The 10,815-nt window shown below is 72.0% G+C and carries 9 protein-coding genes, 1 tRNA gene and 1 pseudogene; 8 read left to right on the top strand and 3 right to left on the bottom strand.

What is annotated here, in order from left to right:
- Both ABZ404_RS28925 and ABZ404_RS28920 read right to left on the bottom strand, forming a co-directional pair.
- Positions 1-1,179, bottom strand: a pseudogene (locus ABZ404_RS28925) (hypothetical protein); the annotation flags it as partial.
- 5 nt (positions 1,180-1,184) lie between these two features.
- Positions 1,185-2,159 (bottom strand): SMI1/KNR4 family protein, encoded by a 975-nt coding sequence (locus tag ABZ404_RS28920; protein ID WP_358836497.1) that lies wholly within the window; start codon positions 2,157-2,159, stop codon positions 1,185-1,187.
- 446 nt (positions 2,160-2,605) lie between these two features.
- Here ABZ404_RS28920 and ABZ404_RS28915 point away from each other — a divergent pair, with 446 nt between their 5' ends.
- Positions 2,606-3,103 (top strand): YwqJ-related putative deaminase, encoded by a 498-nt coding sequence (locus ABZ404_RS28915; RefSeq protein ID WP_358836496.1) that lies wholly within the window; start codon positions 2,606-2,608, stop codon positions 3,101-3,103.
- Between the two features lie 10 nt (positions 3,104-3,113).
- Positions 3,114-3,608, top strand: coding sequence for an SUKH-3 domain-containing protein (locus tag ABZ404_RS28910; protein ID WP_358836495.1), 495 nt, complete (start codon positions 3,114-3,116; stop codon positions 3,606-3,608).
- Between the two features lie 521 nt (positions 3,609-4,129).
- On the opposite strand, the gene ABZ404_RS28905 is transcribed toward ABZ404_RS28910, so the two are convergent.
- Entirely contained in the window at positions 4,130-5,461 is a 1,332-nt protein-coding gene (locus ABZ404_RS28905) for a histidine kinase (protein ID WP_358836494.1), read from the bottom strand.
- A 154-nt stretch (positions 5,462-5,615) separates the two neighbouring features.
- Here ABZ404_RS28905 and ABZ404_RS28900 point away from each other — a divergent pair, with 154 nt between their 5' ends.
- From ABZ404_RS28900 to pth, 6 genes are all read left to right on the top strand, one after another.
- A complete protein-coding gene (locus ABZ404_RS28900) occupies positions 5,616-6,518 on the top strand; it encodes a hypothetical protein (protein ID WP_358836493.1) in 903 nt (300 codons plus the stop codon).
- Positions 6,519-6,529: 11 nt separating this feature from the next.
- Positions 6,530-6,600, top strand: a tRNA-Gln gene (locus ABZ404_RS28895).
- A 128-nt stretch (positions 6,601-6,728) separates the two neighbouring features.
- The gene (glmU, locus tag ABZ404_RS28890) at positions 6,729-8,216 is read left to right on the top strand and encodes a bifunctional UDP-N-acetylglucosamine diphosphorylase/glucosamine-1-phosphate N-acetyltransferase GlmU (protein ID WP_358836492.1); all 1,488 of its coding nucleotides are present in this window, start codon (positions 6,729-6,731) and stop codon (positions 8,214-8,216) included.
- 117 nt (positions 8,217-8,333) lie between these two features.
- Positions 8,334-9,308: a ribose-phosphate diphosphokinase gene (locus ABZ404_RS28885; protein WP_358836491.1), complete on the top strand. Its 975-nt coding sequence runs from the start codon at positions 8,334-8,336 to the stop codon at positions 9,306-9,308.
- Between the two features lie 205 nt (positions 9,309-9,513).
- Positions 9,514-10,101 (top strand): 50S ribosomal protein L25/general stress protein Ctc, encoded by a 588-nt coding sequence (locus ABZ404_RS28880; RefSeq protein ID WP_358836490.1) that lies wholly within the window; start codon positions 9,514-9,516, stop codon positions 10,099-10,101.
- 93 nt (positions 10,102-10,194) lie between these two features.
- Positions 10,195-10,788: an aminoacyl-tRNA hydrolase gene (gene pth / locus ABZ404_RS28875; protein ID WP_358834659.1), complete on the top strand. Its 594-nt coding sequence runs from the start codon at positions 10,195-10,197 to the stop codon at positions 10,786-10,788.
- The last annotated feature ends 27 nt before the right edge of the window (positions 10,789-10,815 follow it).

Here is a 10,815-nt window from a genome sequence, read left to right as displayed (position 1 = left end):
ATGCCGACGTTGTCGGCGCCGTTCTTGGGCGTGATGGTGATCTTCGCGTCGGAGGTGTCCTTCTCGGCCACCGGGACCGGGGGGCACGCCCGGGCCGACCGGCGCACCGGAACCACCGGGCGCACCGGACGGACCGGAAGCGCCGGGACCGGCGGGCGCGCCGGGCGCGTCCTGACCGCCCGTCGCCCCCGGCGGCGGTGCCTGCGGGTCGAGCGCCGGGGCGATGGCCGTCGGGGGGAGCTGGCTGCCGCCCTGGAGCAGCGCCGTCCTGGCCTCCGGGAGGACCCTCGGCGGCGGGGTGTCGTCCAGGTCCGAACCGGACAGCGGCGGGGCGAACACCGTCGCCGGAAGCGGTACGGAACCCTCGTCCGACCCGGCGTTGGTGTCGGTACCGGCCCACGGGGTCGCCCCGGCCGGCGCATCGGCATCCGGCGTCGGCCACGGCACCGCCCCGGAGGACCCGGGCGCGGGAGCCGGCCACGCGGGCACCGCGTCCTGGCCGGGGACGGGGGCCGGGGCCGGGGCCGGCCACGAGGGGACCGCGTCCTGAGCGGGGGGCGGGGTCGGGGCGGAGCCCGAGGCCGGGGCCGGGGCCGGGGCGGGCCACGCAGGTCCCGCGTCCTGGACGGGAGCAGGGGTCGGGGCGGACCCCTGACTCGGGGCCGGACCCGGACCCGGAGCGGGCGCCGAGGCCGAACCCGGGGCGGGGGCCGAAGTCGAGGCGGAGGCCGGGGCCGGAGTCGAAGAGGAGACCGGGGCCGGGGCCGGAGTCGAGGTAGGGGCGTCGTCCCGGCGGTCCGGGATCCCCATCCTGTCCGCCGCCTCCTGCAACCACTCCGGCGGCGTCAGCAGGAACGACGTCTGGTTGAGGTCGATGCGTTCCGGCGCGGGCGCGGGCACCGCGTCCTCGGGCTCGTCCGCCACGCCGTACTCCTCCTCGTACCGCCGGATCACCTCACCCACCGGCAGTCCCGGCCACAGCGTGGCCTCTCCGCTGTCGCGGGCGATGACGAGCCGCTGGCGGCCGCCGTCCGAGGAGGGGCCCTCGGCCCGGTCCTCGGCCCAGACCACGAACCCCAGCTCGAACTCCCGCACCCGCACCTCGCGGTGCTGGTACGCGGGAACGTCCCCGTTGATCCACTCTTCCGCGCGCTCCTGCGCCTGGGCGAAGGTCACCATCACACTCACTCCCCCACCGGTACGGCGCGCGCGAAGCCGCCGTCCACCATCAGGTTCGCCACGGTCTCCAGCTCCGGCGGGTTGCCCGCCAGGCGCTGGAGGAAGTCGTCGAAATCCGTACCGCAGGGCAGCAGCAGCCGCTCCACGCGCTCCTGAACCCCCCAGCCGTCCTGGTCGCGCGCGTCGTCGTACGCGCAGAACCACACCGTGCCGGTCGCGGAACCCTTCACCTTGACGGCGAGGATGCCGCCCTGGACGAAGGCCACGCCCAGATAGTCCTTGGTCAGATGGTCGCGCAGGCACTTGTTGATGTAGACGAGGTCGTTGACCGCCGCCTGGTCGCGGACGGTGAAGAACGGCTGGTCCACCAGCAGCCCCAGCTCCGCGTCGAGCGCCGCGCCCACCGGCGCGCAACCGCCCGCCGCCTTCAGGAAGGTCCGGTAGGCGCCGGGCAGCCGGTACCCCAAGTCCTCCTCGACGCCCAGGATCTGGGCCTCGGAGACGGACACCAGGTCCTTGGGCAGTCCGAAGTGCGCGGGGCGCGTCTCCTGGAGCGGGCGGGTGCCGCGCTTGTCCTGGTCGACACCGGCCGTCGTCAGCCCTCCGTGGTGGCGCAGCAGCGCCTTCACCTCGACCGGGACCAGCTCCAGCCGGCGGGTGCCGGGCACGTGGTGCCAGGTCCAGCCGTGCGGGGTGGCGACCGCGGGGACGGTGTCCCACAGCTCGTGCCCGTCGGCGGCGAGCGCCGCGTTGGCCGACACGTAGTCGGTCAGCCGCAGCTCGTCCACGCCGAAGCCCTCCGGCGGCTCCGCGATCTCCGCCGCCGCGCGCGCGTACGCCGAGAAGTCCGGGTAGCCGTCACCGTCCACCCGCACCCCTCTGGGGTGGCGGGAGGCGCGGACCGGGTCCGGGAAGTTCACGACCTGCCCGGCGTAGGCCGCGTTCGGTGGCGCGGCGTGCCCGAGCCGACCTGTCGTCATGGCGGATGCCCCCTGCGTGCGAGCTGCTGCGTCTGGCTGGTGAGGACCAGACTATGCGGTGGGGCAATACCGGGTCCCTGCCGTGCGCCCGGCCCCCGCACCACCGTGACCTGGTGTCACAAGCGGGTCACCGTGCGGCGATGGTGACGACACGGACGTAGTGACATCAGAGCCCCAGCTTCCGTACCACTGGGCACATTTGGCAGTCTGTTCCCGCAACGGGGCGTTAACGGGGGCGTTGACACCGGCGGCGAAGAGCGTCGGCAACGGGAGGGACAGCGAGCACCATGCACGGAACGACCGACATATCGGGTACGGCGGCGAACGCCTCCCGGGCCGGGGCACCGGGGGCGGGAAACCCCCGGGCGGGGGCGCCGGCGGCGGCGCCGGGAACCGGGACGGGCCGGGGAACGGGGACCGGGCCGGGGACGGGCCCGGGGCCGGGGGTGGGCCGAGGAACGGGGGATCCGCGGCTCCAGTGGAGCAGCACGACCGCGTCCGCGCCCGTCCTGCTGCACCGCCGCGACGGCATCCTTCCCGCCGTGGCCGCCGCGCTCTCGGTCCGGGGCCAGACGCTGACCTGTACCGCGGGCAAGGGCGACCAGCCACCGGTGCTCCACCCGCTCGTACAGGACTTCCACGACACCCTCACCAGCGGCCAGCGCGAACGCTTCACCGGGCGCTGCCCCGAGGCGATCCTGCTCTCGCGCCAGCTCTCCTCGCTGGAGTCGGCCCGCTCGGGCAAGTCGCGCAGGTCCGGCCGCAAGCCGCTGACCCACAGCGAGGCGCGCCGCGCGCTGAAGCACGCCAAGGTCACCGCCCGCCGCATCCGCGAGGACGGCGACCCGCTGCACGGCAGCTACGCCCCGCCCTGCCGCTCCTGCACCGCGCTGCTCGCCCACTTCGGGGTGCGCGCCGTGGACCCCGCCGCCGAGAAGGGCTGAACCGCACACGATGCCGGACGTCTCCACCACCCGCTTCCCCGTGCCCGTCGACGCCGCGCTGCGCGCCGCCGGGTGGCACCCGGGCCGCTGGGACATCAGGCAGGCCGAGGCCTGGGCCGACGTACTGCGCGCGCACACCTCGCCCGCCGGACACCGCCACACCGTGTTCCCGGCGGCCGTGGAGGCGTGGGCGGAGTTCGGGGGCCTGCGGCTGACCGCGCCGGGCCCCGGCCGCCACAACGCGCCCGCCACGGTCCGCTTCGACCCGGTGGCCGGGCTCCATCTGGCCCGTACGTTCGCGGACCTCGGGCGTGCGCTGGAGACGGAGCTGGCGCCGCTGGGGGAGGAGGGGGAGCAGCAGGCGGTTCTCGCGATCGACAGCGAGGGGAGGGTGTACAGCATCGACCACACGGGGGACTGGTACCTGGGGGCGGACCTGGACCTGGCCCTGAACACCCTGATGACCGGAGTCCAGCCGATCCGCCTGACGTCGCCACGCCCCTGACGCGTCCAGGGCTTCGCCTGCGACCCGGCGGGAAGCCACCCGCCGGGGGTTGGCCTGCGGGCCGCTGGTGAGCCACTCGCCGAGGGTTGGCCTGCGGGCCCGCTGGTGAGCCACTCGCCGGGGGTTCGTCTGCGGCCCGGTGGGAAGCCCCTCGCCAGGAGTTCGTCCGCGACCCGGTGGTGGGTTGCTCGCGCAGTTCCCCGCGCCCCTCAAAACCCTCGTTCGTCTGCGGACCGTGCCCGCGTCTCGCGCAGTTCCCCGCGCCCCCAGGCGTCCGGCGGCACCCGGAAATCCCAGCTCCACCACAGCCCCCCAGGGGCGCGGGGAACTGCGCGAGCAACCCCCCACGGGCCCGCACACGAACCATCACCCCAGACACCCCAAGGGGCGCGGGGAACTGCGCGACCAGCCACCCCCGACCCGCAGACGGACCCCCGGCCCAGACACCCTCAGGGGCGCGGGGAACTGCGCGACCAGCCACCCCCGACCCGCAGACGAACCCCCGGCAACAGGGCGGCGGCCTACCCCGCCCCCCGGGAAGGCAGCACCGCCGACACCCGCCAACCCCCCGCGTCCGTGACCCCGGAGACGAACACACCCCCCAGAGCCAGCACCCGCTCCCGCATCCCCACCAGCCCGTTCCCCCCGCTGGGCAGCCCCGCGTCCGCCGTCGCCCCGTCCGCGGGGCCGTTCTCGATCTGCATCGCCACCTCGGCGTCCCGATGGGCGAGGCGGACCATCACCTTGGCGCCCGCCGCGTGCTTGTGCACATTGGTCAGCGCCTCCTGGATCACCCGGTACGCGGTCTGCTCCACCAGCGCGTCGTACGCCCGCTCCACCCCGTGGACCATCAGCTCCACCACCATCCCGGCCTCCCGGGACTGGCCGACCAGCGCCTCGATGTCGGCCAGGCACGGCCCCTCCTCCGCGGCGGCGGCCGCCGCCGCGGCCGCCGCGCCCACGGCCGCGAGCGGGACCGCCGCCGGCACGTCCGGCACGTCCGCCCGGTCCGCCCGCCGCACCGCCTCCCCCGTACGCAGCACGCCCAGCATCTCCCGCAGCTCCGTCAGCGCCTGGCGGCCCATGTCACCGACGAGGACCGCGTTCTTGACGGCCTTCTCCGGGTCCTTGCGGGCCACCGCCTGGAGCGCCGCCGCGTGCACCACCATCAGGGACACCCGGTGGGCCACCACGTCGTGCATCTCGCGGGCGATCCGGGTGCGCTCCTCCGTACGGGCCCACTCCGCGCGCTCCTCGGCGCGGTCCGCGAGCAGCGACAGCTCCCGCTCCAGGGAGTCGGCGCGCTCGCGCAGCGACTCCATCAGCCGGCGCCGGGCCCCTATATAGAGCCCCAGGAGCAGCGGCGGGGCGGTCAGGCCGAGCGCCATCACACCGGAGAAGAGCGGGACCAGCCAGCGCCCGCCGTCGAAGGCGCCGTCGTCGACGCTCTGGTTCATCCGTACGAAGGTGACGATGAAGGTACCCGCCAGGCACATCCCGGCCAGCGCCGCGGTGATCCGGCGCGGCACCTCGGAGGCGGCCAGCGTGTACAGGCCGACGATGCCGAGCAGAAAGCCCATGTTGGCCGGGGTCACGGCGATGGAGACCAGCACGACGGCGACCGGCCAGCGCCGCCGCGCGGCCAGCGTCACCCCGGCCACCAGCCCGAAGAGCACCCCGGCCGGTACGGGGACCCCCGCGTCCCCGGCGAACTTCACACCTTCCAATGCGCACTCGAACGCGGAGGCCAGCCCCAGTCCGATGTCCAGGGCGGCACCGCGCCGCCGTTCCCACCACCACCAGCCGCGGGAGGTCGTCCCCGCGGAGTCGTGGTCTGCCCCCGTTGCGGTCATGCCATCCAGCCTACGGGCGCCCGCCAGCGATTTTCCGGTGACTTCACCAGCACAGAACGCAATCGAACACGCACGGTTCCCGCAGCGATCCACCGATCTGATGAACCGAGCGGATCTTCGAGCGGACGTCCGGATTCCGGACGAGCGTGTCCGTATGACACCGGCCACGCACGGCACCCACGGCACCCACGGCACCCGCGGCAAGTACGCCGACTTCGAGGGACTGCGCGAGCAGGCGCTCGCTCTGCGCCGGGAAGGGCTCAGCCGCCGCCAGATCCGCGACCGCCTGCTCGTCGACAACAACGACCTCCTGAACCGGCTGCTGGAGGGCCAGCCACCACCTGAGTGGACGAAGCGCCCCAACGCCAAGGACGGCCTGCGTGAGCGCGCGAGAGAACTCCGGCTCCGGGGCATGACGTACGACCAGATCCAGGTCGAGCTGGGGTGTGCGAAGAGCTCCATCTCGCTGTGGGTACGGGATCTGCCCAGGCCGGAACGCACGCGCACCCGCGAGGAGGCTTCGGCCATCGCCAGGCGCGGCTGGGAGGCGGCACTTCAGCGGCGTGAGACCGAGCGCCGAAAGACCAAGCAGGAGGCCGCGGCCGAGATCGGGGCGATGACCGATCGCGAGCTGTTCCTCTTGGGCGTCGGCCTCTACTGGTCGGAGGGGAGCAAATCAAAGCCGCACCTCCCGCGGGAGCGGGTCACGTTCATCAACAGCGACCCCCGCATGATCGAGGTCTTTCTCGCCTGGCTGCGCCTTCTGGGCGTGGCGCCTGATCGGCTGCGGTTCTACGTCCACATCCACTCGACCGCCGACATCCCCGCCGCCGAGCGGTTCTGGGCCGATCTTGTCGGCATGGACGCCACCGCTTTCGGCAAGACCACGCTCAAGAAGCACAACCCGAAGACCAACCGCAAGAACACCGGCGAGGGTTACCGAGGCTGTCTCGTGATCCAGGTCCGCCAGAGCGCGGATCTCTACCGTCGCATCGAAGGCTGGTGGTACGGCATAGTAGGGGCTGCATCTGCGACCGAGCAGAAGAATCGGACATAGGGTGCAGGCCATCCCAGGTCGTCTAATGGCAGGACAAATGGTTTTGGTCCATTGAATGAGGGTTCGATTCCTTCCCTGGGAGCCTCCGAGTCCGGGTCCTGACTGTCCCAGTCAGGACCCGGCGCTTTTCCCCCTCCCCACCCGGATTTCCGCCCCCCGCCCCCCCGGTATCCTGCGGATGTCCACCACACAAAGCCGAAGGGCATTCCCGTGAGCGCCACTCTTCCCCAAGTTCTCGGCTCCGCTCGAACTGGGGATACCCCACTGGCGGCCGTCGTCGTCCTCGCCGCGGGCGAGGGCACCCGTATGAAGTCGGCCACCCCCAAGGTCCTGCACGAGATCTGCGGGCGCTCGCTCGTCGGTCATGTCGTGGCGGCCGCCCGTGAGCTCGACCCGGAGCACCTCGTCGTGGTCGTCGGCCACGCCCGCGAGCAGGTCGGCGCCCACCTCGGCGCGATCGACGCCTCGGTGCGCACCGCCGTCCAGCACGAGCAGAACGGCACCGGCCACGCGGTCCGGATGGCGCTGGAGGAGCTCGGCCAGTCCATCGAGGGCACCGTCGTCGTGGTCTGCGGCGACACCCCGCTGCTGACCGGCGACACGCTGGCCGCCCTGACGCGTACGCACGAGGCGGACGGCAACGCCGTCACCGTGCTCACCGCCGAGGTCCCCGACTCCACCGGCTACGGCCGGATCGTGCGCGACGGCGCCTCCGGCGAGGTCACCGCGATCGTCGAGCACAAGGACGCGACCGCGGAGCAGCGGGCGATCCGGGAGATCAACTCCGGGGTGTTCGCCTTCGACGGAGCGCTGCTCGCGGACGCGCTGGGCAAGGTCCGCACGGACAACAGCCAGGGCGAGGAGTACCTCACGGACGTGCTCGGCATCCTGCGCGAGGCGGGGCACCGGGTGGGCGCCTCGGTCGGCGGGGACCACCGGGAGATCCTGGGGATCAACAACCGCGTGCAGCTCGCCGAGGCGCGCCGGCTGCTGAACGACCGCCTGCTGGAGCGGGCGATGCTGGCGGGTGTCACGGTCGTGGACCCGGCCACCACCTTCATCGACGTGACCGTCACCTTCGAGCAGGACGCGGTCGTGCACCCGGGCACCCAGCTGCTCGGTTCCACGCACCTGGGCCGCGGGGCCGAGGTCGGTCCGAACACGCGGCTGACGGACACCAAGGTCGGCTCCCAGGCGCGGGTGGACAACACCGTGGCGTACGACTCGGAGATCGGCGAGAGCGCGTCGGTGGGTCCGTACGCCTATCTGCGGCCCGGCACCCGTCTCGGGGTGAAGGCGAAGATCGGTACGTACGTCGAGACCAAGAACGCGACGATCGGCGAGGGCACCAAGGTGCCGCACCTGTCGTACGTGGGCGACGCGACCATCGGTGAGTACTCGAACATCGGTGCGGCGAGCGTGTTCGTGAACTACGACGGCGAGGCCAAGCACCACACGACGATCGGCTCGCACTGCAAGACGGGTTCGGACAACATGTTTGTTGCTCCTGTCACAGTGGGGGACGGCGCCTACACCGCGGCCGGGTCCGTCATCACCAAGGACGTGCCCGCGGGTTCGCTGGCCGTGGCCCGTGGCCAGCAGCGGAATATCGAGGGCTGGGTGGCCCGCAAGCGGCCGGGCAGCGCGGCCGCGCAGGCGGCTGCGGCCGCTTCCGAAGAGGCCGTTGGCGAAAACTGACCGGAAACATCTGCGCCTGTCACGGCGTACCGTGATAGGCGCACACGATTCGGCTGGCTCGTCGCCAAGGGACCGCGCGGGCTCAGCAGCAGAAAACACCTCTGAGGAGACAGTGCTGTGACCGGGATCAAGACGACCGGCGAGAAGAAGCTGATGCTCTTCTCCGGCCGCGCCCACCCCGAGCTGGCCGAGGAGGTCGCGCACCAGCTGGGTGTCGGCCTCGTGCCGACGAAGGCCTTCGACTTCGCCAACGGTGAGATCTACGTCCGCTTCCAGGAGTCGGCGCGTGGCGCGGACTGCTTCCTGATCCAGAGCCACACGGCTCCGATCAACAAGTGGATCATGGAGCAGCTGATCATGATCGACGCGCTGAAGCGCGCGTCGGCCCGCTCCATCACCGTGATCGTGCCGTCCTACGGGTACGCCCGCCAGGACAAGAAGCACAAGGGCCGCGAGCCGATCTCCGCCCGGCTGATCGCGGACCTCCTGAAGACGGCGGGTGCCGACCGGATCCTCACGGTCGATCTGCACACCGACCAGATCCAGGGCTTCTTCGACGGCCCGGTCGACCACCTCACCGCCCTGCCGGTCCTCGCGGACTACGTGGGCGCCAAGGTGGACCGCTCCAAGCTGACGATCGTCTCGCCGGACGCCGGCCGGGTGCGTGTGGCCGACCGCTGGTGCGACCGTCTGGACGCGCCGCTGGCGATCGTGCACAAGCGCCGCGACAAGGACGTCGCCAACCAGGTGACCGTCCACGAGGTCGTGGGTGACGTCGAGGGCCGGGTCTGCGTCCTGGTCGACGACATGATCGACACCGGTGGCACCATCTGCGCCGCGGCCGACGCCCTGTTCGCGCACGGCGCGGAGGACGTCATCGTGACGGCCACGCACGGCATCCTGTCGGGGCCTGCCGCCGACCGCCTGAAGAACTCCAAGGTCAGCGAGTTCGTCTTCACGAACACCCTGCCCGACCCGGCCGACCTGGAGCTGGACAAGGTCACCGTCCTCTCCATCGCCCCGTCGATCGCCCGCGCGGTCCGCGAGGTCTTCGAGGACGGCTCGGTCACCAGCCTCTTCGAGGAGCAGTAGGCACACCGGAGCCACAGGTCACCGGGGTCACAGAAGATCCTTTTGGGTGCGGCCTCCCGGCCGGGTAGACTCATCGAGTTGCTCGGCGAGGGAGGCCGTACCCGTTTTTCGGTACGGCGGTCCGTTATCGACGCGCTCTTCGTAGCAGGCCAGTCGTGGCCGGGTAACCGCCACCCTTTTCCCCCTGCTTCTACGAGGAGTGCACATGTCCGAGATCAAGCTCGCCGCCGAGGTCCGTTCCGAGTTCGGCAAGGGCGCCGCCCGCAGCATCCGCCGCGCCAACAAGGTCCCCGCGGTCGTCTACGGCCACGGCACCGAGCCGGTCCACGTCACCCTTCCCGGCCACGAGCTGCTGCTCGCCCTGCGTACCCCGAACGTCCTGCTCTCCCTGGACATCGACGGCAAGAACGAGCTGGCGATCCCGAAGGCCGTCCAGCGTGACGCCATCAAGGGCTACCTGGTCCACGTCGACCTGCTGCTCGTCCGCCGCGGCGAGAAGGTCACGGTCGAGGTCGCCGTCGAGACCGAGGGCGACCTGGCCCCGGGCAGCTTCCTCGTCGAGAACGTGCTGAACACGCTCTCCGTCGAGACCGAGGCGACCCACATCCCGACCTCCGTCACCGTCTCCATCGAGGGCCTGGAGGCCGGCGCCTCCATCCTCGCCAAGGACGTCCCGCTGCCCAAGGGCACCACCCTGGCCACCGACCCCGAGGCCGTCGTGGTCCAGATCCTGTCGGCCCAGGCCGAGGAGCCGGCCGCGGAGTCCGCCGAGGGCGAGTCCGCCGAGGCCTGAGCCGTACGCTCTGCCTGACGGGGTGGCGGGCCACTGCGGCCCGCCACCCCGTCTTCCTGTCGGCACGGACGAGAGACGAGAGACGCAGCACTGATGACCACGGATGCGAACGCGCCCTGGCTGGTCGTGGGTCTGGGCAACCCCGGCCCCGAGTACGCGGGGAACCGGCACAACGTCGGCTTCATGGTGGCCGACCTGCTCGCCTCCCGCGTCGGCGGCAAGTTCAAGGCGCACAAGGCGCGCGCCCAGGTCGTCGAGGGCCGGATCGGTCCGGCCGGGCCCCTCAACCGCCGGGTGATCCTGGCCAAGCCGCTGTCGTACATGAACCTCTCCGGCGGTCCCGTCACCCAGCTGCGCGACTTCTACAAGGTGCCGGTCGGGAACATCGTCGCCGTCCACGACGAGCTGGACATCGACTACGGGGTGCTGCGCCTGAAGTTCGGCGGCGGCGACAACGGCCACAACGGTCTGAAGTCGATGACCAAGTCCTTCGGGCCGGACTACCACCGGGTGCGCTTCGGCATCGGGCGCCCGCCCGGCCGGATGCAGGTCGCGGACTTCGTCCTCAAGGACTTCTCCTCGACCGAGCGCAAGGAGCTGGACTACTTCGTGGACCGCGCGGCCGACGCCGTCGAGGCGCTGGTCGTCGAGGGTCTTGAGCGGGCGCAGTCGACGTACAACTCCTGACGCGGGCAACGCGAGAGCCCCGGCGGC

Source organism: Streptomyces sp. NPDC005878, assembly GCF_040629815.1.
GTDB lineage: Bacteria > Actinomycetota > Actinomycetes > Streptomycetales > Streptomycetaceae > Streptomyces.
Note: the sequence above shows the minus strand (reverse complement) of the source record. Positions and strands in the feature narration are given on the sequence as shown.